We start from the raw sequence: 25,751 nt of genomic DNA on the forward strand, positions 1-25,751 counted from the left end.
GCCAAAAAATGAAATAGATCTGATTCAGCAGTTTGGAAATCCTTTTGTATAAGCTTTAACAGGCAGACCAGGTATTTCATTCGGGGTTGCTCACAACAAAGATTGACTTTCATCTTTGTTGTGAGTAAACCAAGGTGAAAGACTTGGTCTGCCTGTGGCAGTTATTAAAAAAAATGGGTGGAAAGCATTGAAACTATTATTCGGTTAAAAAACAAGGAGTATATCGCTTCGTCCTGAAAACAAGATTATTATGCGGTTTGTGGGTTCATTCAAAAGACATTCGTCGGTAATTTTAAGGAGAATAAGAATTTTTTGGGGTAACAATGAAATACAGTTTCAAAGAACTGTTTGATCTATCTAAAATGCAAAAGTTAATCAATGAATTTTCCAGGTTCACCTCAATCTCTTTGAGTATCATCAGTATGGATGGAGACGTTCTAATCTGTTCGGGATGGCAAAGGATATGTTCGCAATTTCATATGCAAGATCCACAGGCCAGAAAAGAATGTTTAAAAAGCAATACAAAGATCAGGAGAGAATTTAAGAAGGGAGTTCCTTTTGTTATTTACAATTGTCCGCATGGTTTGGTTGATGCATCGTTTCCAATTGTCATAGCAGGGAAACATCTTGCCAGTCTGGTTTCAGGTCAGATTTTTCTGGAACCGCCAGATAAAGCCAAAGAAAAACTCTTCAAAGAGCAGGCACGAAAATTTGGTTTTGATGAGGCATTGTATCTTAAACTGTTTAGTGAAATTCCGGTTTTTACAGAGGAAAAATTTCGATCTGTTCTTTTGTTTCTTGCACAAATAGTACAAATTATAACTCAATTGGGAACTTCCAGATTGAATGTGCTGGAAGCTGAAAAGCGTTTGAAATTGTGTGAAACCAAGTTGAAAAGTTCGTTTAAAGAATCTGCTGAAGCTCTTCATATAAGCCATTTGGCTTCCCTGGGTGAACTTTCCGCCGGAGTTGTTCATGAGATCAATAATCCGATTGCAGGTATCATCAGCATAGCAGAAATTCTTGTGGATCAATTCCATAAACTTGGCGGGGATAAAAAAATTCCAGAACGAATTGTCCATGAAGGAGAGCGAATTGCAAATATTGTAAAAAATATGCTTTCCTTTGCAACGGACAAAAAGGATGAACGCAATTTCGTATATATTTATGATATCCTTAAGCTGACACTTGAGCTTGTGGAAAAACAGATCATTAAGGACGGCATAAAATTGTCTGTGAATATCCTGTCTGATTTGCCCGGAATCAATGCATGCAGTCAGGAGATCCAGCAGGTTTTTTTTAATATTATCAGTAATGCACGTTATGCATTAAAGAAAAAATATCCAACCCCCCATGAGAATAAAATTTTTGAAATTAAAGGGAAAGTCATTATAAGTGAAGAAAAAAAATATGTGCGATTGATATTTTATGACAGAGGGCTTGGAATTCCCAGGGATTTTTTGGATAAAGTGACAGATCCTTTTTTTTCAACCAAACCCAGGGGTGAGGGAACCGGACTTGGGCTTTCCATAAGTCATGGCATTATCGAAGCCCATGGGGGAAAACTTTTGTTTGAAAGCAAAGAAGGTGAATATACAAAAGTCATGGTAGATCTTCCAATTCATAAAGTGCCAAATCCAGAAGAAAAATTATGAAATCAAAAATTCTTATAATTGATGATGAAGAAAATATCCGTTTTGGTTTTGAAATGATCCTGTCTGATCAGGGCTATGATGTGATGACAGCCAAAGATTATGATTCTGCGCTTAAGACTATTTCAGGTATTGAACCTGATTTGATAATTACCGATATCATCCTTGGGCGGCTTACGGGAATGGACCTTCTTGTTGAAGTAAAAAAAAGAAAATTGCTCTGTCCTGTTATCATGATAACGGGCGAACCGAACCTTGAGACATCAACAGATGCCGTCCGGCTGGGGGCATTTGATTACATTCCCAAACCCATTCGAAAAGAGACTTTGTTGCGCATCGCCGGTATGGGACTTCAACACAAAAAACTTCTGGACAATAAAAGGCAGTTGAAGTTGGAGAACATAAGGGTCCGCCGGAATATGGAGGCCATATTCAGAAGTTTAAAAGATGGAGTTATCACTGTTAATAATGATTTGCAGGTGATTGAAGCCAATGAATCCGTAAAAAAAATCTGCAGGTTTTCCATCAAAGAGATTGTTGGAAAAAATTTTGAAAAAATTCAAACCGATTGCAGCAGGTCTTGTCTTCCTGTTTTGAAAGAGACGTTGAGAACAAAAAAAAGCATTGGGGAATTTAGAGTTGAATGCAGACATCCCGACCAGCCCCGTCAAGTCGTTCTTTTGACCAGTTCTTCGCTTAGAAGCCATGCCACGCAGTCTCTTGGTGCTGTCCTGGTTGTCAGAGATATCACAAGGCTTACAACCCTTGAGCTTGAGTTAAAAGAACGTAATCAATTTCATGGAATTATCGGGAAAAGCAGCAAGATGCAAAATATTTATAACCTCCTGGAAAATCTTGCAGATACGGATACTACGGTTTTGATTACAGGCGAGACCGGAACAGGCAAGGAACTGGTTGCCCATGCCATTCATTATAACAGCCCACGCAAAGAAAATCCGTTTATAAAAGTGAACTGCAGTGTTCTGTCTGAAAATCTTCTGGAAAGCGAATTGTTCGGACATGTTAAAGGTGCCTTTACCGGTGCAGTAAAAAACAGGAAGGGCCGATTTGAAATGGCGGATCACGGCACTATTTTTTTAGACGAAATTGGTGATATTTCTCCTTTAATTCAGCTTAAACTTTTAAGAGTTCTTCAAGAAAGAGAGTTTGAGCGTGTTGGGGATTCAATCCCGATAAAAATTGATGTGCGTATCATTGCTGCGACAAATTGTAATCTAAAAGAAAAGATAAAGCTTGGAGAAATCAGGGAGGATTTATATTATAGAATCAAGGTTGTGGATATTCCTATTCCTTCGCTGAAAGAGAGGCGAGAAGATATACTTCTTTTGTCGGATTATTTTTTAGATCGTTTTAACAAGCGTTTTAAAAAACAGCTCAGCGGTTTGTCAAATGAAGTGGTTAATGCATTTATGAATTATGCTTGGCCTGGAAATATAAGAGAATTAGAACACGCAATAGAGCATGGGTTTGTTTTATGTCAGGGTAAAACCATGAGATTTGATCATTTGCCTTTGGAAATAAAAACTTGTTTAAGGACTGAAAAACCGGGGCGTTTGGGACAAGTTGCCGTCAATAAAGAAGATCTGATTCAGGCGTTAAAAAAAACCGGTTGGAACAAATCCAAAGCTGCGCGAATTTTAGGGGTAGGGCGCAGAACAATTTATCGCAAGATCGAACAATATAAAATTTCAATGCCGTAAATAAATGTGTCTGGCACAAGTATGTACGGCACACTTGTGTGCCACGCACACCTTCTTTGCTCTTCTTTGTCTTTTGTTTTGAAAAAAAATCTTAGCTTAACATATTGATATCGTAATGAAATTAATTGTATTTCACCCATCATGTCTGGGTGGCATGCAAATTGATATAAAATCCCCCGGTTTTATAAAATTTACGGAACGCCAATATGGTCGAAATACTTTTAGCCGATGATAAAAAAATTATCTTTCGGTTTTTTTTACCATGATAATTGCGGACACAGGGTTTTCAGTTGTATAGCCGGGATATTTGATGGTCTAAAAGACAAGTCGTTTTGTTCAAGTTATAAAATTTTTGATTTTTACAGTGCATTAACCATAATTGAATTTAAATCAAATAGGAGATTGGGGATGTTTAAAAAAATGAAGCTTGGTACGAAAATTTTTTCAGGGTTTGCGTTGGTACTTGTTTTTCTTTGTATAGTTACTTTTATTGGTTCTAAAAGTCTGTCAGGCGTTGTTGACAGGGTGGAAAAAGCCGATGATGTGAATCGCATAGTTAAAACTATTTTAGAAACACGACAACAGGAAAAGAATTATATTATCCGTGGGGGTGACACCTATATAAGCAAAGTTGAGGCCGACATAAAAAAGTTGCTTGAACAGGCCGCAGAAGCGAAAAATAAATTTACTCAGAACATCGACAAGGCCAATATAGATAAGGTGATTGAAAAAGCAACTGCTTATACCAGGGCCTTTAAAGAATATGTTGAACTGGATCATCAAAAGGATAAGGCCATGGAAGAAATGCGGTCCAGAGCAAGGGAAGTTCTGGCACAGAGTGAGGCCATCCGGGCAGATCAGAAGCAACAGCTGGCTGTAATAATGGACAACGGTGCTGATAATGATCGTATCAACGACAAACTTGAAAAGGCGGATGATGCCAATAGAATCATCAAATGGTTTATGGATGCTCGTAAAAACGAGAAGGAATTCATCATATCCAAGGGAGAAAATAAATGGCGAAAAAATGTTGAAACCGACTTGGCAAAGATTTTGGCCTTGTCAACGGATCTGAAATCACGGTTTAAGTTCAACAAAAACATTGAACAGATAAATGCGGTTATTGCAGGCATCCATGCCTATGATAAGGCGTTTGATGATTTTGAACAGCTTATGAAGACACAGGAAGCCGCTGATGCTGATATGGTCGCAGCCGCAAGGAGTGTCAATGTGATCTGCACGGCAGCAAGGGCGGATCAAAAGGCAAAAATGGAACATCAGATTTCAACTGCAAATCATATCATCCTCATGGCAACCTTTATTGCTATTTTTTTGGGTATTTTATTTGCATTTATCATTACAAGGGCCATTACCAAGCCTTTGAGCATAGTGATTCAGGGTCTGGGCGAAGGAGCCAACCAGGTTGCTTCAGCCTCAGGTCAGGTATCTTCCGCCAGTCAGTCTCTGGCTGAAGGTTCTTCACAGCAGGCAGCTTCAATAGAAGAGACCTCGTCTTCCATGGAGGAAATGTCTTCAATGACAAATAAAAATGCTGAAAATGCCAAAGAAGCCCAGAATAAAATGGCTCAAGCCCGCGAGATCGTGGGGAAAGTCAATAGCAATCTGGAAGAGCTGTTTAGCGCTATTAAGGAGATCAAAACGTCCAGTGATGAAACCGGCAAAATTGTTAAGACCATTGATGAAATTGCGTTTCAAACCAATTTGCTTGCCTTGAACGCGGCGGTTGAGGCGGCCCGGGCAGGAGAGGCAGGCGCAGGTTTCGCAGTTGTAGCCGATGAAGTCAGGAGTCTTGCCATGCGTGCTGCAGATGCAGCAAAAAATACAACTGAGTTGATTGACAGTACGGTTGCAGCAGTCACAAAAGGCGATAACCTCACAATTAAAACCCAGGAAGCGTTTAAGATTAATATTGAAATTGCAATGGCCATAGGAGAGCTTATTGATGAAATTTCAGGAGCATCAAGTGAACAAGCTATTGGTATTGAGCAGGTTAATATTGCCGTTGCCGAGATGGATAAGGTTGTTCAACAGAATGCTGCCAATGCTGAAGAATCTGCTTCAGCGTCAGAAGAGCTGAATGCCCAGGCAGAACAACTAAAAGATTATGTGGGTGATCTGACATCTCTTGTAACAGGTGAAATTAAACAAAAACACACACATTCTCCCGTCTGTATAAAATCCATACCGGTCAACCTTAAAACGGAAAGGGATTCCAGAACCAGGATGCTGCCTAAACCTAAAAATGAAATAAGGCCTGATCAAGTTATTTTATTTGATGAGAATTTTAAAGATTTTTAATATTTGATTTTCCGGTACTGGGTATTTTGCTTTGTCTGCCCTGTTTCTCTATTCCTGCTTTGCATTTCAAATGTGAATAATTTTCACGGGCAGACCTGGTCTTTCACCCATGTTTGCCCACAACAAATATTTAAAGTTTCTGTATGAATTTTTGAAGACTTTCAGATAAAAAAACTGCTTGTGATTACATTGCTGTATGAAAGCTTAACATTGCCGATAATTATTTATTAGATGATACTATGGACAGATAAGTTCTTTGTTTTATGTTAAGGGCGTTATGAAAGTTTTATAAATATAAATTTTTATTGATAGAATTATCTGGGGGGAGTATGGACAGGCTGGACGCAATTTTCGCACCTGAAACCATAGCGGTTATTGGGGCGTCAACACAAAAAGGCAAAGTAGGTCACGATATCTTTGCCAATATTTTATCCGGAGGGTTTAAGGGAACGCTCTATCCTGTTAATCCAAAAGCAAAATCGGTTTTAAGTGTAAAATGCTATACGCGTATTGCAAGCATTCCAGATCCCATTGATCTGGCAATGATTATTCTTCCTCCAAAAGCTGCTTTGCCTGCTGTAGCAGATTGTATTGCAAAAGGGGTTAAAGGGATTGTAATTGTATCTGCCGGGTTTAAGGAAGTGGGAGGAGAAGGTGCCAGGATTGAAAAAGAAATTAAAGCCTTGTGTGCCAACGCAAAAGTAAGACTGGTGGGACCCAATTGTCTGGGAGTGATCAATCCTTCTCCCAAAGTGTCGTTGAATGCCAGTTTTTCAGCACGCATGCCCAAGCCCGGAAATGTTTCTTTTATTTCTCAAAGCGGTGCGCTCTGCACTGCCGTGCTTGACTATGCAGCAGATAAAGGATTTGGTTTTTCAAAATTTATTTCAATTGGAAACAAGGCAGATGTGGATGAGCTGGATTTATTAAGATATTATTATAATGATCCTGACACGGATGTGGTGATGATATACATGGAAGAACTCTCTAGGAGCGCTGAAGAATTTATTTCAGAAGTCAGACAGATGACTTCTGGAAGCAATCCTACCCATGTGATTGCCATTAAATCAGGTTCCTCTGATGCAGGTGCAAGGGCTGCTGCGTCACATACCGGAGCCCTTGCCGGTTCTGACGCTTTGTATGATGCAATTTTCAGCATGTCCGGAATTTTGCGGTGTGCGACGGTGAATCAATTGTTTGATTATGCCCAGGCCTTTGCCGCAAACAAGTATCCAACAGGAGACAAAATTGCCATTATCACCAATGCCGGTGGACCCGGCATTATTGCGACAGACATGAGTGAACAGTCTGGTTTGAAATTGGCCACATTTTCTGATGAGACCGTTAAAGAATTGAAAAAATATCTGCCGTCCACAGCCAATTTTCATAACCCGGTGGATGTGATCGGTGATGCCGCAAAAGATCGGTATGAAAATACACTGGCTACTGTATTAAGTGATCGCGGAGTAGACGCTGCCTTGATCATTTTAACCCCGCAATCCATGACCGATGCCATTGGCACGGCCGAGGCTATTGTGAAGATTGCCAGGAACAGCATTAAACCTATTGTCTGCTCGTTCATGGGCGTTGTTGATGTATCTGATGGCGTCAAGCTTTTGCAGAAACATAAAATTCCCGTTTACCAGTTTCCGGAGAGTGCTGCCAGGTCTTTGGGTGCGCTCAGGGAAGGAATGAAGTGGATTTTCAGAAAAATTTTGCCACAATATGATCTGGTTTATGATACCGCTAAAGCAAAGCAGATCATTGAAAAATATGTGCAGGAAGGTAGGCTGGTTTTAGGTGAACTGGACGGAAATGAGATTCTTAAGTGTTATGGATTCAACACATTGCCAATGGAATTGTCTAAAAATAAAACAGAGGCCTGCACAATTGCAGACACACTCGGATACCCGGTTGTCATGAAGATTGTCTCTCCTGATATTCTTCACAAAACAGATGCCGGTGGTGTTGTGGTGGGGCTTGAAGACAGTGAGAGCGTTGCAGAAGCTTTTGAAACCATCATGGAAAAAGCCCGGGATTATAATCCTGATGCCGTGATAGAAGGTGTTCTGATTCAGAAGCTGGCCCCAAAAGGCAAGGAAGTTATTTTGGGATTGTCAAAAGATCCGGTTTTCGGACATGCTGTTATGTTTGGACTGGGGGGGATTTTTGTTGAAGTTTATAAGGATGTTGTATTCCGCTTGTCTCCCATGGGCAGAAACACAGCAAGGAGAATGGTTAAGGCGATAAAAGGATATCCGATTCTTGAGGGGTTGCGGGGTGAGAAGCCGTCGGATATTGAAATTCTGGAAAAACATATTGTTTCTTTAAAAGCTATGGCTGATAATCATCCCATGATAAAAGAACTGGATATTAATCCCCTGTTTGTACACGAGGAGGGCAAGGGCACAACGGTTGCCGATATTATTATCCGGCTGGAAAATCAGGAGAACTGATTATTTTTTTATATCCGGTTATTAAAAAGGTGCCTGAAGACATTCAGGTGTTGAAAAGAAAAAATAAAGTGGCTGCCTTGAGCCGGTTTGCCATGGAAAGCGCCAAAGCCTCTGCCCTTAAATCAACATTTTTAATAGACAGGTTTATTAAAGATGATCTGGGGGTGCCTGAACCATCAAATGGTTGTTTCTGGTCTGTCAGCCATAAGCCGGATTTTGTAGCAGGGGTTGTTTCAATTGAAAAAATCGGCATTGATGTGGAACAGATTAAAGATGTTTCTGAAGCATTATTTAAAAAAATTGTTGATCCTGATGAAGCTGGATGTTTTAGAGGTCAGGATAAAAAGATTATTTTCTTTCGGGTATTTACAGCAAAAGAAGCAGTATTAAAGAAAACAACAGACGGGCTTAAAGGGATGTCAAAAGTAAAAATAAAAAAGGTTCATGATGATAACAATATTATTCTTGAATATTTAAATACAAATTATTTAGTTGAAAATTTTTATTTTGACGGTTACCTTGCATCCGTTACAAAGGATCGTTTTGATGTCCAATGGGCATTGGAATAAGAAATTTATTCAAGGAGAAAGAAAATGGCCAAAGGAAACGGTTTCACAATGAGCAATGATTCTTCAGGCACCAAAGTCTCATTGCCGAAAGTTGATTTTTCAAGCTTTATCATGTCTTTATATTCATCAGGACTTGTTCAACTTGGCAAGGTTGAGGATCCTTCAACAGGAAAAAAATCCGTTAATTTTGACCTTGCAAGGCAAACAATAGATATGATTGCCATGCTGGAAGAAAAAACCAAGGGCAATTTAACCGAGGAAGAAAACAACCTGCTCAAGGCACTGCTTGTTGAGATCAGGATGGCATTTGTCGAGGCAAAAACTTGAGACAAAAGTATAAATCCTTTGCAAAGATAAACCTGTTTTTATATGTCACTTCCAGGCGTAAGGATGGATACCATAATCTTTATTCATTGATGACACAGATAGATCTGTGTGATGATATTTGTATTGATTTTTCACAAAGAACGATGTCGATTTCCTGTGATCATCCGGGTGTTCCGGCAGATGAATCAAACATTGCTTTTAGAGCAGCCAGGGTTTTTTATCATCAGTTGAAAATGAATGGGCGTGAAGAAAAAAATGGTCTGTCCATTGAAATTGTAAAAAAAATTCCCCCGGGCGGAGGGCTGGGCGGAGGAAGCAGCAATGCGGCAACTGTATTAACTGCTTTGAACACACATTTTAAGGCACCGTTTTCAAAAAAAGAATTGATGAAAATAGGTCTTAGTCTGGGTGCTGATGTCCCTTTTTTTATTTTTGGAAGACCGGCAATTGCCAAAGGTGTTGGGGAAAAACTTGAGAAAGCGCCAAATCTTAAATCCTGCTATATTGTATTATGTGATCCAGGGGTAGCTGCCTCAACAGCCAGGGTATATAAAAATATTGATTTTAATTTGACATCAGAACAAAAATATACTATAAATCCTGGTCTGAATGTGCCGTTACGGGGACAGGGATTTGATTTAAGGGGGCGGATGCACAATGATCTTGAAGAATCAGCGTGTCGTTTGTATCCCGAGATCAAGGAAACAAAAGAGGAGATGGAGTTGTTGTTGCAACAAAGGGTGTGTATGACTGGAAGCGGCTCATCTCTTTTTGCTCTTTTTTCAGAGCGTACAGCTGCAAAAAAAGGCTGTGAAATGCTTTTGGAAAAATGGGCTGGCAGTAAAAGAAAAGTGTTTCTTTCCTCGTTTAATTAAATTGTAGGTTTTAAGTGCTTAAGTTAGAATATTGGGGCGTCGTCAAGTGGTAAGACACAGGGTTTTGATCCCTGCATTCAGAGGTTCGAGTCCTCTCGCCCCAGCCAAATTTGTATAACCAGATACATAACGGGGAAAAAAGAGATTTGATATGAAAGGCTTGTCTATTTTTGCAGGAAATTCGAATCCCGTCCTTTCGGACATGATTTCGGGGTATCTTGCAAAACCGCTAGGAAGATTGAAAGTTGACCGTTTTAGTGACGGCGAAACCCAAGTTGAAATTCAAGAAAATGTCAGAAAACAGGAAATTTTTGTCATACAATCAACGTGTAATCCTGTGAATGACAATCTTGTTGAGTTGCTTCTTATGATTGATGCATTTAAAAGGTCTTCCGCCAGTAGAATTACCGCAGTTATTCCTTATTTCGGATATTCACGCCAGGATAAAAAAGTGTCTCCCAGGGTTCCTATCAGCGCTAAACTTGTTGCAGATCTTCTTGAGAATACAGGTGTTCACAGAGTGATTACAATGGATCTGCATGCCGGACAAATTCAAGGTTTTTTTAATTGTCCTGTGGATAATCTTTATGCCGCCCCGGTTATTATTGATGATATTAAGGCCCGCTATCCGGAAAACCTAGTTGTTGTATCGCCTGATGCCGGTGGTGTTGAAAGGGCAAGGGCATATGCAAAACGCCTGAATGCCGGTCTTGCCATTGTCGATAAAAGACGGAGTGCGCCGAACAAGGCAAAAGCAATGGCTATTATCGGAGATGTTCAAGATAAGATAGCTATTGTTATTGATGATATGGTTGATACGGCAGGAACATTGACAGAGGCTGCAAGTGTTATCGTGGACAACGGTGCAAATGCAGTTCACGCTTACTGCACGCATCCAGTGCTTTCAGGGCCGGCTATTGATCGAATAAACAAGTCATCTTTAAGTTCTCTTGTTGCAACAGATACTATCCCTTTGTCTGAAGAAGCAAAATTATGTGGCAAGATTGAGACGCTTTCCATTGCCAAGCTTGTCGGTGAGGCGATTGTACGCAGTTACAGGGGAGATTCTGTAAATTCTCTATTTGTATAAAATAATTGATATATTAGTCTTCTGCATGAATGCATGCAGTTATGGAGGAAATAGCTTTGGAATTAATTGAATTAAACGCAAAATTAAGAGAAAAAAGCGGTAAAGGCGTTGCAAGAAAATTAAGAAGAAATAATGAGATACCTGCGATTGTATATGGGGCTAAAAAAGATTCTATGATGCTCTCCCTTGACACTGTTGCCTTCGATAGGATTATTAGGAAAAACGGTTCAATGGGCCTTTTCTTTAATCTCAAGGTTGGTGGGGACTCCGGGGAAGAAAAAATGGTTATGCTTAAAAATATGCAGATGGATACATTTGGTTTGAAATATCTGCATATAGATTTGCATGAAATTGATATGGATAATCAGGTTAGCATCACTGTGCCGGTTGAAGCAGTTGGTGATAGCAAAGGTGTTAAAGAAGGCGGGCTTCTCCAGATTATAAGGCGAGAGCTTGATGTGCTTTGCAAACCGACTGACGCACCAGACAGTATTAAGGTTGACATTAGTGATCTTGATGTTGGAGATGCTGTTCATGTGGAGGATATTGATCTGGGGGAAGGTATTGAAATTCCTCATGAAGTTAACTTTACCGTTATAACCATTGTGGCGCCGAGTGTTGATGAAAAAGAAGCTGGAGAAGAGGAAGAAGATCTTGAGGAAGAAGATGTTAAGGCTACTCCGGCTGAGGCAACTGAAGAGTAATTTCATTGTAAATGTCATGTTCAAAATTTAAAATTATTGCGGGTTTGGGAAATCCTGGTAAAGGCTATGCTCAGACTCGCCATAATATCGGTTTTTTAGTTGTTGAAGCCCTTGCTTCAAAATCCCATCTTACGATTGATAAAACCCGTTTTGAGTCCCATTATGTGAAAGGCAGAATTAAAGACCAGGATGTCTTTATTATAAAACCTTTGACTTATATGAACCTAAGTGGGTTCTCCATCCATAGATTTGCCTCATATTATAAGGTTGGTATAGAAGATATTATTATTGTTCATGATGATATGGACCTTGCATTCGGAAAGATAAAGATTGTTAAAAGTCGTGGGCATGGTGGCCATAACGGTGTTAGATCAATCCTTGAGGTGTTTGGTAAAAAGGATTGTATCCGAATTCGCGTAGGGGTTGGCCATCCAGGGTCAGGAAAGGATGTGACCGGTCATGTCCTTGGTGGTTTTAGCCCGGATGAAATAAAAATTTTGGATCATTGTATTGATACTGCTTCAGATGCCTGTCTGTATGTCCTTGAAAATGGTGTTACTTCTGCCATGAATCTATTTAATACCAAATCTTAAAGTGGTTATTATGTTCATATAATAACCACTTTCTTTTATTATTCTTTTTTAGATATATCACAAAGTGGCCATTTGTTTATCCTAAAGCAAATGCGAGCCATTGTTGATGGTTCATAAAATTTTATGAACGGGCACTGCGTGAATCAAAAACTGATCAGATAATAGAATTGAAAATCTTAAAACAAATTTTTCAAATATGCTTGAAATTGTCGGCGCAGGATCAACTATGGAGTGTTTTTGGGCTTGAGCTGGATGAACTGTCTGTATTTGCTCAGGGCTTTTATGTTTATGTTGTAGGAAGGAATGATCTTTGTCTTATAACCAAAACTTGTGTTTGTTCAGGGAGTGATAGTGATGGAAAATGCATTTGTGCTGACGGAAAATAGTGTTGAAAAACTCAATTATTTCAGGGAAGAGATAGTTTTTCTTTGAGTTTCAATGAATTATTATCATTGACAATATTGTTAAAGTGTGGTTATCTGCCTGAGAATGGGATAATTGTTTTTATAAAAAAAGGTGGGAGATCTAATGGGTGAAAAAACCAATGTAATAAAGGCAGCATCAACCAAAAAAGAATTTTCCAAAGGAGACTTGGCGGTTTATCCTGCTCATGGAGTTGGCTGTATAGAGTCAATTGAGAGCAAGGAGATAAATGGCGACATCATGAATTTTTACATGATGAAGATTGTTGAAAATGGCATGGTGATAATGATTCCGACTTCAAACGTGGAATCTGTCGGCCTGAGGGAAGTGATATCTGAAACAGAGGTTCCACAAGTCTATAAGGTTATGCAGGAAAAGGCACAAGGTGCTGACAATCAGACTTGGAATCGAAGATACCGGGAATATATGGATAAGATTAAAACCGGTTCCATATATGATGTTGCTGAAGTTTTCAGAGATCTTTTTCAGTTAAAGCTTGAAAAAGATCTTTCTTTTGGCGAACGCAAGTTGCTTGATACGGCTCAAAATTTATTGGTTCAAGAGTTGTCTACTGCCAAGGATATAGATGAAAAAGCAATGATGCAGGAAATTGAGGATCTTTTCAACTAACCCAGTGTATTATCGTACTGATTTGAAAACCGGCTTGCAATAAATTGTTCGCCGGTTTTGTATGTTATGAAACTAATAATTCACATAGATGATAATTTAAAAGAAACCCGTTTTGATACAATAGTCGCCAATCACAGTAAAGCTTGCCCTAGAAACAAGGCCGCAAATCTTATACGCAATGGCGATATCCTCGTTAATGCTGAAAAAAAAAAGCCCGGATACAAGACAAAACAAGGTGATATCATTACCGGGATTATTCCTGATTCAGGTAATGAAGCCATGGTATTGCCGGAGAACATCGAGCTTAATATTAAATTCGAAGATGATCATATCATGCTGATCAATAAAAAGCCGGGCATGGTTGTTCATCCGGCACCAGGAAATTTTTCCGGGACTCTTGTGAACGCATTATTGTTTTATGATCCAAAAATAAGAAATGTTGGAGAAGACTGCCTTCGTTCAGGTATCGTTCACAGGCTTGATAAAGATACCAGCGGTTTAATGGTAGTTGCCAAAACAAAATCTGCACTGCATTTTTTGCAAAACGAATTTAAACAACGGAGGGTTGAAAAAAAATATCTGGCTCTTGTTTCAGGAAATTTTGCAGATGACCAGGGCGAAATAAATCTTCCTATTGCCCGGCATCCGGTGAAAAGAAAAATAATGGCCATAGCCCGTGAAAATGGAAAATTTGCCAAGACGTGCTGGAGAGTTAAGAAAAAATTTAAAACAGCATGCTTGGTGGAAGCGCTTTTAAAGACAGGAAGAACACATCAAATCAGGGTTCATTTTTATGCTATTGATCATCCATTAATTGGAGAGCTTGTCTATCAACCCAGAAGGTATCGTAAAAATAAGGGGATTGTTGCTCTAAGACAAATGCTGCATTCCTGGCAACTGTCTTTCAGGCATCCTTATTCCGGCAAAAGGATTTTTTTTGAAGCAGAATTACCTGAAGATTTTTTGCAGACACAGGCATTACTAGAATCAATTCAATAGAAGAGCAAAAAAAAGCCAGCAGGCAAGCAGGTATGACCATGCTGCCTATTGGCTTTTTTTAGGTACTTAAATTAAACCTGTTTAAATTTTGATAGGCTCAATTTTAATGGCGCAGACTTTAAATTCCGGTATTTTTGCTGTTGGATCCAGTTTTGCGTTTGTCAGTTCATTCGCTGCTGCTTTGGCAAAATGAAATGGAATAAAAACTGTTCCATCTACAGCTTTTGACGACACTTTTAGCTTGGCACTTATTTTGCCTCTGCGTGAAGATACATCCACTTCAGATCCTGTATCAATACCAAGTTTGCGGGCATCACCGGAAGAAATTTCCACAAAACATTCAGGAGACAGCATGTTGAGTCCGTTGGTTTTCATGGTCATGGTTCCGGTATGGTAGTGGTATAACACCCTTCCGGTTGTCAGAACATAGGGATAGTTTTTATCAGGCAGTTCTGCGGGTGGTCTGTGATCAATGGCATGAAAGAGTCCTTTTCCCCTGGCAAATTGAGAAGTATGCAAAATTGGGGTTCCTTCATGGTTTTCATCCGGGCATGGCCAGTGAATACCGATTTTAGAAATTCTCTCCCAGGTGATGCCTTTGTAGGATGGTGTAAGCGATGTGATTTCCTTGAAGATATCGCGGCTGGTCTCATAAGACATCTCATATCCCATTTTACTGGCAATCCCACAGATGATTTCCCAGTCCTGTCTGGCTTCTCCCGGAGCGTTCACCGCTTTTCTGACCCGTTGAACCCGTCGCTCCGTATTTGTAAAGGTGCCATCTTTTTCTGCAAAACAAAATGCCGGTAAAACCACATCTGCCACCTTTGTTGTTTCTGTCTCAAAGATATCCTGAACAACAAAAAAGTCCAGATTTGCAAGGGCTTTTTTTGCATGGTTCAAGTCAGGGTCGGAAATGAGGGGATTTTCTCCAATAACAAAAAGTGATCTAAGATCTCCTTCATAGGCTTTTTGAATCATCTCAGTAGCTGGCAAGCCAGGTTTTGCCGACATGCCGGTGACATTCCAGGCTTTTTCAAGTTCGCTTCTGACGTCATCATCGCCGACAGGCTGGTATGCGGTAAACACATTGGGCAATCCACCCATATCACATGCGCCTTGAACATTGTTCTGACCGCGAAGCGGGTTTACTCCGCCGCCTGGTTTGCCCAAATGTCCACAAAGCATAGACAGATTGGCAAGGGATTTGACATTGTCCGTACCACAGGTATGCTGGGTAATTCCCATGCAGTATAATATTGATGCAGCAGGCGCTTTGGCAAATTGCTCGGCAACTTCAATAAGATCTTCGGCCTTGATGCCGGTGATATTTTCCACATATTCGGGCGTATATTTTTCAACGGCTTCTTTGAGGGCTTCAAAATTCTGGGTTCTGTTTTCAATAAAATCTTTGTCTTGCAGATCTTTTTTAATAATGACATGCATCAGGCCGTTGATCCAGGCAATATCTGTGCCCGGTTCTGGCCTGAGCCATTTGTCGGCATGAGTCGCAAGTGTTACTTTTCGAGGATCAATGACATAGAGCTTTTTCCCCTTTGCTGCAGCCCGCTTAACAAAACTGGAGAGTACCGGATGATTCTCTGTTGTATTGGACCCTGTCACAAGTATCATGTCGGATGTTTCAATATCCGCTATGGTATTGGTCATTGCACCGCTTCCAAATGCTGCAGCCAGACCGGCTACGGTGGAGCTGTGTCACAGTCGGGCACAATGGTCAATATTGTTGGTTTTCAGTACGGCTCGGGTGAATTTATGGGCAATGTAATTGTCTTCATTGGTGATCCTGGCAGATGTCAAAACCCCGATACTGTCCGGTCCGAATTCATTTTTAATACTTGACAGCTTTTTTGCCACAAGATCCAGTGCTTCATCCCAGGATGCTTGAACCTGTTTTCCATTTTTTTTAATTAATGGTGTGGTCAACCGTTCGGAAGATGCAACAAATTCGTATCCAAACCTGCCCTTGACACACAGGCTTGCATTGTTAGGCGGAAGATCAATATCCGCTCCATCTATCTTAACGATTTTATTATCCTGAACAAACAGATCCATCTGACAACCTACGCCGCAGAACGAACAGGTCGTTCTGACTTTTTGGGTGTCTTTAAATCTGCCATCCCGGAATGATTTGTCCGGTATCAGTGCGCCGACAGGGCAGACCTGAAGGCATTCGCCACAAAAGACGCAGTTGGAATCTTTTAGTGCAGCATCTTCTTTTGCAATAATTTTACGATCTTCACCCGTGTAACCGAACTCAATGGCATTGTTTACCTGTATCTCCCTGCATGCTTTTACACATCTTCCGCAAAGAATACATCGTGAAAAATCCCTGATAATAAAAGGATTGGCACGTTCGGTTTCATATTTGCATTCATTTAGCGGCATACCACGGGTTTTAACTTGATACCGGTAGGCGAGGTTTTGGAGTTCACAATCGCCCCATACCGGACAAAGTTCATCTTTGCCGTCGTTTTTCAGGACACCCATCTGAAATGATGTCCAGTCCGTGGTGTCAAAATCTCTTATGGCACAATTATGGTTACCTGAAGCCAGCAGTTTGCTGATATTATCTCTGCGTGCTTCAATGACCTTTGATGATTCCGTAAAAATGATCATATCTTGTTCTGCTTTAGTTGCGCAAGATTCAACCAGACCCGGATATCCCTTTATTTCAACCAGACATATTCTACATGTCGTAGTTGGAATTGTGTTTTTTAAATGACACAGGGTGGGGATATCAATTTGATTGCGTTGTGCAACTTCAAGAATTGTTTCACCGGATTCAAAGGTCAGTTCATTTTCGTTTATTGTTATAATATTATGTTCCATGTTTATCCTTCCGGATATTGATGTTATAACAGTTTACTCATTTGCCCTGACAACGACTGAATAAATACACTGTAGTTGAAGTATTGTCAATGTGACAAAGAAATTTTGGTTGATAATATTGACTTTTCTTTTTCCAAAGGGTTATACAGTAAAGGGTATTTTGAGATTAAAACGATTTGATGAAAATACAAAATATAAGGATAGGGTCATGTTTCAATCTGTTTTAATGATGGGTGGTTTGGGTGTAGCTATTGGTACGGCTTTGGTGATTGCTTCTAAAGCATTTTATGTCTATGAAGATCCAAAGGTTGTTGCCATTGATGATGCCCTGCCGGGAGCCAATTGCGGCGGATGCGGGTATCCGGGGTGTAATGCCAATGCAGAGGCTATCGTCAATGGACTTTCCGGTGTGAATTCCTGTGTGGCTGCCGGTGATGATGTTGCAATGGCAATTGCACAGATAATGGGCGTGTCGGTTTCAGATACGGAACCTGAATTTGCCGGACCCGGGTGCTATTATGGCAAGGATGATGCAGACATGGAATATGACTATCTGGGTATAACCGATTGCAGGGCTGCAGCATTATTGTTTGGTGGGATGAAGGTCTGCCGGATCGGGTGTCTGGGACTTGGAAGCTGTGTGAAAGCATGTATGTTCGGAGCGTTGTCTATAGGCAGTGACGGGTTGCCTAAAGTTGATCAGGAAAAATGCACTGGATGCGGTGCCTGCGAGAGAATATGTCCTAAAAATATTATCCGGCTCACATCAGTTACCCGACGGATAATGAGAGAGTACACTACGGAAGAATGTGTGACACCCTGTCAGAGGGCTTGTCCCACTGGTATTGATATCAAAGAATATATCCGTTTGATCCGGGAGGGGGATTATGAGGCTTCTGTTCAGGTCATTAAAGAAAGAAATCCCTTTCCAACAGTTATTTCAAGGATTTGTCCAGCCCTTTGTGAGTTTAAATGCAGAAGACTTCTACAGGATGAATCGGTTGCCATCAATGATTTGAAACGCTTTGTCTGTGATTATGAAATGAATCAGAACAAACGGATATTGCCTTATAAAGCACCTGCAACAGACAAACAGGTTGCCATTATCGGCGGTGGTGTTGAGGGATTGTCAGCCGCTTATTTTACGGCAAGACTTGGGCATTCTCCAACTGTATTCGAGGCAACCGATGCCTTGGGAGGAATCCTTTGTAAGGCTATTGCAAGGGAAAGACTGGTCAAGGATGTGCTTGACTGGGATATTGAAGGAATAAAAGAAATGGGCGTGACTGTCAAAACCCATGTTAAAGCAGGTAAGGATTTTACAGTTGACGGACTTTTAAAACAAGGATTTCATGCTGTGTTTACAGCCACAGGTGGCTGGGATTCCAGGCTTGCCAGGGGAGGTGTCGATCAGGCGGAAACCGTTTTTCCCGGGGCCTATTTGTTGATTGATTTGTTAAGAAGTCAATCTGATAAAAATATCACAATTCCTTTGGGAAAAAATGTTGTGATTGCCGGTGGCGGAATCAGGGTGCCGGATGCAGTGAAGTTGTTAAAACAAAGCGGGTCAAATAAAATTACAATTGTTTCAAGAAAACAGCACGAAGACTCCTCTTTTGATCCTGCAGCCATTGATATTTTGGCCAAGGCAGGTGCAACTATTATATATAATGCAGGAGTCACAAGAGTTGTCGGTGAAGAAAGCAACTTGACGGCAATTGAATATGCAGCTCTTGATACGGGTGAAAAACAGATGATTGATGCAGATACACTGTTCATTGCTTCCGGAAGATTTCCGGAACTGGTCTTTGTGCCGGTTAGAGATGATGAGACTGATCATCCACAAAACGGTCAGGAAAAGATAGGGCCTTTGGTCTGGGAAGGTGTTGAACTGCAAAAAAAACCTGATACAAACATGGAATTGGGATTGCTTTCAAGTCAGGATGTGATCAGTGAATATCCTTCTGCTGTGGCATCTATCAATGGAGGCAGAAAAGCGGCGGCTGCTATGCATAATTTGATGTATGGCATCAAGTTTCAAGAATCTTCCAATTTTATTACAGATCAATCAATTCTTCAGGATGTTACAGTGCTTAAAAATGTGGATGTTTTGCCCAGAAACATCATTAAATTGAATAAAGAGCAAAAAGGTTCTGCGGGGGGGGGCCGGGTTTCAACCGGTTTTTCAACCGGGTTCTCAACCGAACAGGCCCAGGCAGAAGCTGCCAGATGCCTGAGATGCGGTCTTGTCTGTTATGAAAAATCAAAAATAGTCGGATAAGCATTTTTTTTAAAAAAATATTGCCTCTAACCCTTTAATTCAGATTCGGATAATATATGAGATCAGAGCAGATACTTGTTGTGGATGATGAAAAAAGGATTGTTGAAAATATTTCTTTTTGTTTGAAGAGAGAAGGTTTTCAAACGGTAGGAGGATATGACGGAGATCAAGCAATACGGATTTTTGAACAACAGAAGTTTGATCTTGTATTGCTTGATATGAATATGCCCGGAAAGAGCGGGTATGATGTCATGGAGCATATTTTAGGAGTTGATGAAGATGTTTTGATTATTATTATTTCAGGATATGCATCCATTGAATCTGCTGTCAAGGCTCTTAAATTAGGTGCCTGGGATTATCTTAAAAAGCCGTTTGAATATGCGGATTTGATAAAAACCGTAACAAACGCACTTGCTCAAAAGAAATTAATTAACGATAAAAAAGCTATATGTGCAAGACTTGAAGCATCTGAGAAACAATATGAATACATGGTGAACAATTCTCCTGATCTTATTTTTACTCTGGATCAGGATGGTTGTTTCACATTTGTAAATCATCAGTTTGAAAAATTGCTGGATTTTTCAAGTGAGGATTTGCTAGGAACCCGTTTTAAAGATATTCTTCACAATGGAGATATTTCAAAAGCAGCTGACCTGATTAGGTTTGAAAAATATGAACAGCAGATTAATGGCGGTCAATTTATGCATTTCAGGTTCAAAAAAGCAAAAACAGGAAATTTATGGTCTGATCCATACGAATCCTTTGCTTTTATGGAACTCAAAGCTACGCCGATGCATTTGCCTGCAGGTCATGGTAGAGATGAGTTCAATGGTGTATACGCAGTTGCCCGGGATGTGACGGAAAGGATAAGTCTTGAAGACCAGCTGCGGCAGGCACAGAAGATGGAAGCCATAGGAACCCTGGCCGGAGGAATAGCCCATGATTTTAATAATATTCTTATGGGTATTCAGGGTTACGCTTCTCTTGTGAGAAGTGGATTTGACTGTGACAGTGAAGAATATAAAAGGCTTGCTAATATTGATGAGTATGTTTTCAATGGTGCTGAAATGGCCAGGCAATTATTAGGGTTTTCAATGAAAACATATCAGGAAACCGGTCCTGTCAATTTGAATTACCTTTTAAAGATGTCTGCAAAAATGTTCGGCAGAACCAAAAAAGATATTGTAATTAATCAATACCTGGAAAAAGATTTATGGAGTACAATAGTTGATGAAGGGCAGATTAAACAGGTCTTGCTGAACCTTTTTGTAAATGCATGGCAGGCAATGCCGGATGGTGGTAAGATTACAATCAAATCTGAAAATATTGTTATGGATGACTGCGGGTTTGAAAATTTTGGTAAATATGTAAAGGTTACTGTATCAGATACCGGTATAGGAATGGATGATGAGATTATACCCAGAATTTTCGATCCCTTTTTTACAACAAAAAACAGGGGGCAGGGTACAGGGCTTGGACTTGCCACCGCCTATGGAATTATTAAAAGTCATAAGGGAATCTTCAAAGTTGAAAGTAAATCCGGAAAAGGCAGCTCTTTCATGTTTTTTCTGCCGGCCGAGAAAACTAAAGCCAACATTTGTAAAGATCCTGAAGAAAATAAAATAATTTTCAGCGGGAAGGGGTCTATCTTATTGGTTGATGACGAAAAAGGGGTGGTTGAAGTATGCTCAGAGATGTTGGAAAGCCTTGGATATCAAGTCAATGCTGTTTCAAGCGGTAGTGAGGCGATTGAGATTTTGAAAACCGGAAATTTAAAAATAGACCTTATTATTTTGGATATGATTATGCCTCAAATGAATGGCCGGGAGACCTTTGAAAAAATCAGAGAAATTGATCCTGAAATAAAAGTACTGATATCTTCAGGCTACAGCCGGGAATCTGAAATTGAAAAAATGATGAAGCACAGTTGCGATAGATTTATTTTCAAACCATTTGATATAACAACATTGTCTGAAAAACTCAATGAGGTGTTCAGCATCCCGGTGAAAAGTTTATAGATATTTTACAGCTTCTAATATCCTAAAGTAATGAGGGGCTGTTAAAAATTAAAAGGGGTTGGAAGATGTGCTTCCAACCCCTTTTAATTTTTTTGTTTTTCATATGAAAATCTTGAAAAATTTAAACAAAGACTTTCATATTTGTTTGTGGGCAAACCTAATATAACCAAATAGCTGTAGAAAATGGCCAGGCATACCTGTGGCAGTGATTAGCCAAATGTTTTTTCAAGATCAGGAACGATCTGTTTTTTGCGGCTCATAATACCGGGCAACCAGGCTTTTCCATCAGCAGGAGCTACGCCGAATGCTTTTTCCACAACAGAAGCATCATCGGAAGCAATCAACAGCTCCGTGCCTTCTTTCATGATATCCGTCAGCATAAGGAATACACTGTGATGACCTTTTTCGTCTTTAAGTGCCTGGATATCTTTTTCAAGATCTGCTTTGATACCGTCAACAATGGAAAGATCAACCAGTTCGAGTTGTCCTACACCAACGCCGTTTCCGCTCATGTTAAAATCTTTGTAATCACGGAAAACAAGTTCGCGAATCGGTGTGCCTTCTACAGCAGATTTTACCTTGAACATTTCGATTCCCAAGGCTTCCAGATCACTTTCACCACAGATTTCAGAAAGCTGTGCGCAGATTTTTTTATCTGCGTCAGTGCATGTGGCGGATTTAAAAATCACTGTATCTGAAAGAATAGCGCACAGCATGATGCCGGCGATATCTTTTGGTATTTCAACGTCAAAATAGTTGTACATGGACGCAATAACCGTGCAAGTGCAGCCAACAGGCCAGATCCAGCATTCAAGCGGCTGTCCGGTAGTGACATCGCCGAGTTTATGGTGATCGACAATGCCAAGAATATTGGCTTCGCCAAGGTCATCAGGACTCTGAGCAAGATCGGAATGATCCACAAGATATACATCTTTTCCAGCATATGATGTAACAACCTCAGGGCCTGCAACGCCAAATTTTTCAAGTACAAAAGTAGATTCAGGATTCAATGCTCCCTGCATTGCAGGAACAATATCTTCACCAAGTTTTTTTTTAAGATCTGCCAGTGCGATTGCTGCACAAACTGAATCCGTATCTGGATTTTTGTGACCAAATACTAAAGTTGACATAAAACCTCCTAAAATTTTTATTATTATTTTTATTGTCTGATGATCTTAAACAATTATGATCATCTTATGGTTTTAATTTTTTTAATACCCATTCAAAAACCGCAATATTTTATAGAATTAATTGGCAAGATAAACAAGGAAAATTTTAAAATTCATTCATCAAAGTCAATTCTTTTTTTAAATACATTTTTTGCAGGTTTTGCAGTCAATCATTGGGCAGGGGGGGGATTTTTTTTCTTGTTTTGCCTTTACAAATTCTTTGGCAAGGAACTGTTTTTTTATTCGATTGTCAAGAAAGTCCCATGGAAGGGGGGTCTCAACAGATTTTTCCTGATGGATAATCGAATGGCAATAGGCGCTGTTTACTTTTATGGCCGATGTCCAGCCTTTTTTTAAGGCTGATTCAATTATATCCGCAGTTTTTTGATCACCAAGGGAAAGCAAAGCATGAATTTTTGCCTTTCTCAGAGATTCAACATTCACCTTGACATTGGGGATCTTTTTTAAGCCTTGTTTGATAATGTTGACTTTGTGTTTTAATGCGGTTTGATCCTCCATGGCTGCCCATTGAAAAGGGGTGGATGGTTTGGGAATAAACGGGTTGACACTCAAGGTGATGGTTCCGATTTTTTTCTTTTTTTTTGATGTTTCAAGAAAAACGGATTTGATTTTTTTAGTCAATTCCACTATGGCGTGAACATCCTGATCCTCTTCAAATGGCAGTCCTATCATAAAATAGAGCCTTAAATTAATAATTCCTGAATTGACAAGCCTTTGGGTGGCCGAAAGGATATCGTGTTCATCAATATTTTTATTAATAATATTGCGCATTCGTATCGATCCGGCTTCCGGGGCAATGGTGGCTGTTTTAACTTTTGAGTTTGACATAGCACCAATAAGTTCATCAGATAGCTTGTCTGCCCTGAGTGATGAAAACGACAATTTGAAATTGTGTTTCAGTCCATAGTTGCAAATTTTTTTAATATCCGGGTGATCAGCAATAGCGGAACTGACAAATCCTATTTTATCTGTTTTTCCCACAGCTTTATCAATTGCAGCATAAATATTTTTTGCAGGATAAATTCTAGGAGGTCTGTATATAAATCCCGAGCTGCAGAACCTGCAGCCGTGGGGGCAGCCTTTAAGTGTCTCAATCAGAAAGGTATCCTTAAACGCGGTGCCGGAAGTCAGAATACTGGTACTGGTCGTAACCATGTCAAGATTTTCAAGGTATTGCACCTTGATTTGAAATGGGCTTTCCCGTGTGTGAAGGGCGGGGACATAGGCCCCTGGTATTCTTTTTTCCATGGTTTTTAAGAAAGATTTTTTGTCGATTTTTTTTGAAAACGCATCAAAAAAAGAATCCAGCAGGCATTCTGCTTCCCCCAGAAGAAAACAGTCTATAAAAGGAGCAATCGGTTCAGGGTTTAAAAAACAGACGACTCCCCCTGCAATTACAAGGGGGTGGGTGTGGTTTCGATTGCTTGATCTCAATGGGATCTCTGCTTCTTCAAGTAGCTGAACAAGATGTATAAAATCATTTTCAAATGATATTGAAAACAAAATAATATCAAACTGGTCAATGCTTAATCCGCTTTCAAGACTTTTCGGTCGCTGTACGTTCCGTTGCCCCGGTTCCGATAAAAAAACTCTTTCACACGCTACTGTATGTATCTGGTTTGCAATCCTGTAAACGGTTTGAAACCCTAATGATGACATACCAGCCTTATAAGAGTTGGGATAGACAAGGGCGGTTTTTATCAGCCCTCTGCCTTTTTTAATAATGGCCCCTTGTTCAATTACTTCATTTTCTGAGCCATAATTCCGGGGCTGTTTTAGCCGTTTTTTCATTTATTAATCAGCTTTTCGTCTGAGAAATGTCGGAACATCCAGGTCATCGTGGTCAAACGGCATTGTGCGGTAATTATGGACGTTTTCGTCGTCCACAGCTTGTTTGTTTTTTATGATGACAGGATTGTTTGTTTCATCCCAGTTTGCAAGTTCCTGTTGGGTCGGGTGTCTTAATTGTCCTCTGACAATTGGTTCAACCGGTTGAATAACATTCTGGGCTGCAACTCCCGGTTGCTGATATGTACCGGGTTGGCCCGGAGGATCAAATTGGCGGATAGTATTGGATATTTTGGAGTCTTTAGAATCAATACCAGTAGCAATTACCGTGATTCTCATTTCATCTCCCAGTGAATCATCAAAGGTCTGTCCCCAGATGATTTCGGCATCATCGCCTACTTCCTGGTATATCCGGTCAGATGCTTCCGTCATTTCATCAAGGGTAAGATCGGAACTGGATGTAATATTCATCAACACGCATTTTGCACCGGAAATAGAGATATCCTCAAGAAGCGGATGAGAAATTGCTCTTTCGGCCGCTTCAACCGCACGGTTTTCCCCGGAGGCAATACCGATACCCATCAAAGCCTTGCCGGCTTTCTGCATGGTAGTCTTGACATCAGCAAAATCCAGGTTGACATGGCCGGGCATCATAATCAGGTCGGTAATACCCTTTACGGAATGGTGAAGAATTTCATCCGCTTTAATGAACATATCCACCATTTTAGCACCTTTGGGAGCAATTCCTCTGAGGCGGTCGTTGGGAATTGTAATTACTGTATCTGTAATTCCGTGAAGCTTTTCAAGACCTTCAAGGGCCTGTCGTTCTCTTTTTTTGCCTTCAAAGGAGAATGGTTTGGAAGCCACCGCCACTGTCAGTATCCCCAGCTCCTTGCAGATCTCAGCAATAACAGGTGCAGCACCGGTTCCCGTACCGCCGCCAAACCCGGCCGTAATAAAAACCATATGGCTGTCCTCTAAAACTTCCCTCAGTTCATCCATGCTTTCCAATGCAGCGTCATGGCCTTTGTTTGGATCAGCGCCTGCGCCAAGTCCCTCTGTCAGTTCTTTTCCGATTTGAATCTTTATTTCAGCCCTGGATGCGTCAAGTGCTTGGATATCTGTGTTTACAACAATGAATTTTACACCTTGGAGTTTGGCATCAATCATGTTATTTACCGCATTTCCACCTGCACCGCCAACACCAATAACCTTAATTTTTGCTGAATTATCGCTTTCCACATAAGAAAAACTCATCTCAACCTC

The 25,751-nt window shown here is 40.3% G+C and carries 18 protein-coding genes and 1 tRNA gene; 15 read left to right on the forward strand and 4 right to left on the reverse strand.

Annotated elements, in window-relative coordinates; all coding sequences use genetic code 11:
• Window positions 1-323 precede the first annotated feature (323 nt).
• The 13 genes from TOL2_RS23505 (at window position 324) to TOL2_RS06465 (ending at window position 14,358) form a co-directional block, all read left to right on the forward strand.
• On the forward strand, window positions 324-1,655 hold the full coding sequence (locus TOL2_RS23505; RefSeq protein WP_014956697.1) for a sensor histidine kinase: 1,332 nt from the start codon (window positions 324-326) through the stop codon (window positions 1,653-1,655).
• A complete protein-coding gene (locus TOL2_RS06410) occupies window positions 1,652-3,373 on the forward strand; it encodes a sigma-54 dependent transcriptional regulator (protein ID WP_014956698.1) in 1,722 nt (573 codons plus the stop codon). Before TOL2_RS23505 ends, TOL2_RS06410 begins: the two co-directional genes overlap by 4 nt.
• Before the next feature lie 408 nt (window positions 3,374-3,781).
• Window positions 3,782-5,692, forward strand: a complete 1,911-nt coding sequence (locus tag TOL2_RS06415) for a methyl-accepting chemotaxis protein (protein ID WP_014956699.1) — start codon at window positions 3,782-3,784, stop codon at window positions 5,690-5,692.
• A gap of 329 nt (window positions 5,693-6,021) precedes the next feature.
• Entirely contained in the window at window positions 6,022-8,148 is a 2,127-nt protein-coding gene (locus tag TOL2_RS06420; protein ID WP_014956700.1) for an acetate--CoA ligase family protein, read from the forward strand.
• Window positions 8,149-8,177: 29 nt separating this feature from the next.
• On the forward strand, window positions 8,178-8,717 hold the full coding sequence (locus TOL2_RS06425; RefSeq protein WP_014956701.1) for a 4'-phosphopantetheinyl transferase family protein: 540 nt from the start codon (window positions 8,178-8,180) through the stop codon (window positions 8,715-8,717).
• A 24-nt stretch (window positions 8,718-8,741) separates the two neighbouring features.
• Entirely contained in the window at window positions 8,742-9,044 is a 303-nt protein-coding gene (locus TOL2_RS06430; protein ID WP_014956702.1) for a DUF1844 domain-containing protein, read from the forward strand.
• Window positions 9,041-9,919: a 4-(cytidine 5'-diphospho)-2-C-methyl-D-erythritol kinase gene (ispE, locus tag TOL2_RS06435; protein WP_014956703.1), complete on the forward strand. Its 879-nt coding sequence runs from the start codon at window positions 9,041-9,043 to the stop codon at window positions 9,917-9,919. The genes TOL2_RS06430 and ispE overlap by 4 nt, the downstream gene beginning before the upstream one ends.
• 32 nt (window positions 9,920-9,951) lie before the next feature.
• Window positions 9,952-10,026, forward strand: a tRNA-Gln gene (locus TOL2_RS06440).
• A 44-nt stretch (window positions 10,027-10,070) separates the two neighbouring features.
• Window positions 10,071-11,009: a ribose-phosphate diphosphokinase gene (locus tag TOL2_RS06445; protein ID WP_014956704.1), complete on the forward strand. Its 939-nt coding sequence runs from the start codon at window positions 10,071-10,073 to the stop codon at window positions 11,007-11,009.
• Between the two features lie 56 nt (window positions 11,010-11,065).
• Window positions 11,066-11,713 (forward strand): 50S ribosomal protein L25, encoded by a 648-nt coding sequence (locus TOL2_RS06450; RefSeq protein ID WP_014956705.1) that lies wholly within the window; start codon window positions 11,066-11,068, stop codon window positions 11,711-11,713.
• An 11-nt stretch (window positions 11,714-11,724) separates the two neighbouring features.
• Window positions 11,725-12,306 carry an aminoacyl-tRNA hydrolase gene (gene pth, locus TOL2_RS06455; RefSeq protein ID WP_014956706.1) on the forward strand — a complete coding sequence of 194 codons (582 nt, stop codon included), beginning with the start codon at window positions 11,725-11,727 and terminating at the stop codon, window positions 12,304-12,306.
• Between the two features lie 528 nt (window positions 12,307-12,834).
• Window positions 12,835-13,359: a CarD family transcriptional regulator gene (locus TOL2_RS06460; protein WP_014956707.1), complete on the forward strand. Its 525-nt coding sequence runs from the start codon at window positions 12,835-12,837 to the stop codon at window positions 13,357-13,359.
• A 66-nt stretch (window positions 13,360-13,425) separates the two neighbouring features.
• Window positions 13,426-14,358: an RluA family pseudouridine synthase gene (locus TOL2_RS06465; RefSeq protein WP_014956708.1), complete on the forward strand. Its 933-nt coding sequence runs from the start codon at window positions 13,426-13,428 to the stop codon at window positions 14,356-14,358.
• 81 nt (window positions 14,359-14,439) lie between these two features.
• Here the strand turns inward: TOL2_RS06465 and fdhF are convergent, their stop codons facing one another.
• On the reverse strand, window positions 14,440-17,208 hold the full coding sequence (gene fdhF / locus TOL2_RS24050) for a formate dehydrogenase subunit alpha (protein WP_083863495.1): 2,769 nt from the start codon (window positions 17,206-17,208) through the stop codon (window positions 14,440-14,442).
• A 208-nt stretch (window positions 17,209-17,416) separates the two neighbouring features.
• Between fdhF and TOL2_RS06480 the strand changes: the two genes are divergently transcribed.
• Together TOL2_RS06480 and TOL2_RS06485 are read left to right on the forward strand one after the other, a co-directional pair.
• Window positions 17,417-19,489, forward strand: a complete 2,073-nt coding sequence (locus TOL2_RS06480; RefSeq protein WP_014956711.1) for an FAD-dependent oxidoreductase — start codon at window positions 17,417-17,419, stop codon at window positions 19,487-19,489.
• 56 nt (window positions 19,490-19,545) lie between these two features.
• Window positions 19,546-21,507, forward strand: coding sequence for a hybrid sensor histidine kinase/response regulator (locus tag TOL2_RS06485; RefSeq protein WP_014956712.1), 1,962 nt, complete (start codon window positions 19,546-19,548; stop codon window positions 21,505-21,507).
• Between the two features lie 209 nt (window positions 21,508-21,716).
• Here the strand turns inward: TOL2_RS06485 and TOL2_RS06490 are convergent, their stop codons facing one another.
• From TOL2_RS06490 to ftsZ, 3 genes are all read right to left on the reverse strand, one after another.
• The gene (locus TOL2_RS06490; RefSeq protein ID WP_014956713.1) at window positions 21,717-22,637 is read right to left on the reverse strand and encodes a manganese-dependent inorganic pyrophosphatase; all 921 of its coding nucleotides are present in this window, start codon (window positions 22,635-22,637) and stop codon (window positions 21,717-21,719) included.
• A 177-nt stretch (window positions 22,638-22,814) separates the two neighbouring features.
• Complete coding sequence (locus TOL2_RS06495; RefSeq protein ID WP_014956714.1) at window positions 22,815-24,488, reverse strand: radical SAM protein; 1,674 nt, start codon at window positions 24,486-24,488, stop codon at window positions 22,815-22,817.
• A gap of 3 nt (window positions 24,489-24,491) precedes the next feature.
• Entirely contained in the window at window positions 24,492-25,742 is a 1,251-nt protein-coding gene (gene ftsZ, locus TOL2_RS06500; protein WP_014956715.1) for a cell division protein FtsZ, read from the reverse strand.
• Between the last annotated feature and the right edge of the window lie 9 nt (window positions 25,743-25,751).

The organism is Desulfobacula toluolica Tol2, assembly GCF_000307105.1.
GTDB lineage: Bacteria > Desulfobacterota > Desulfobacteria > Desulfobacterales > Desulfobacteraceae > Desulfobacula > Desulfobacula toluolica.

Excerpts from the sequence above, each read along its gene's own strand:
- TOL2_RS23505 (WP_014956697.1), top strand. The coding sequence starts at position 324 with ATGAAATACAGTTTCAAAGAACTGTTTGATCTATCTAAAATGCAAAAG.
- TOL2_RS06410 (WP_014956698.1), top strand. The coding sequence starts at position 1,652 with ATGAAATCAAAAATTCTTATAATTGATGATGAAGAAAATATCCGTTTT.
- TOL2_RS06415 (WP_014956699.1), top strand. The coding sequence starts at position 3,782 with ATGTTTAAAAAAATGAAGCTTGGTACGAAAATTTTTTCAGGGTTTGCG.
- TOL2_RS06420 (WP_014956700.1), top strand. The coding sequence starts at position 6,022 with ATGGACAGGCTGGACGCAATTTTCGCACCTGAAACCATAGCGGTTATT.
- TOL2_RS06430 (WP_014956702.1), top strand. The coding sequence starts at position 8,742 with ATGGCCAAAGGAAACGGTTTCACAATGAGCAATGATTCTTCAGGCACC.
- TOL2_RS06445 (WP_014956704.1), top strand. The coding sequence starts at position 10,071 with ATGAAAGGCTTGTCTATTTTTGCAGGAAATTCGAATCCCGTCCTTTCG.
- pth (WP_014956706.1), top strand. The coding sequence starts at position 11,725 with ATGTCATGTTCAAAATTTAAAATTATTGCGGGTTTGGGAAATCCTGGT.
- TOL2_RS06460 (WP_014956707.1), top strand. The coding sequence starts at position 12,835 with ATGGGTGAAAAAACCAATGTAATAAAGGCAGCATCAACCAAAAAAGAA.
- TOL2_RS06465 (WP_014956708.1), top strand. The coding sequence starts at position 13,426 with ATGAAACTAATAATTCACATAGATGATAATTTAAAAGAAACCCGTTTT.
- TOL2_RS06480 (WP_014956711.1), top strand. The coding sequence starts at position 17,417 with ATGTTTCAATCTGTTTTAATGATGGGTGGTTTGGGTGTAGCTATTGGT.
- TOL2_RS06485 (WP_014956712.1), top strand. The coding sequence starts at position 19,546 with ATGAGATCAGAGCAGATACTTGTTGTGGATGATGAAAAAAGGATTGTT.
- TOL2_RS06490 (WP_014956713.1), bottom strand. The coding sequence starts at position 22,637 with ATGTCAACTTTAGTATTTGGTCACAAAAATCCAGATACGGATTCAGTT.
- TOL2_RS06495 (WP_014956714.1), bottom strand. The coding sequence starts at position 24,488 with ATGAAAAAACGGCTAAAACAGCCCCGGAATTATGGCTCAGAAAATGAA.
- ftsZ (WP_014956715.1), bottom strand. The coding sequence starts at position 25,742 with ATGAGTTTTTCTTATGTGGAAAGCGATAATTCAGCAAAAATTAAGGTT.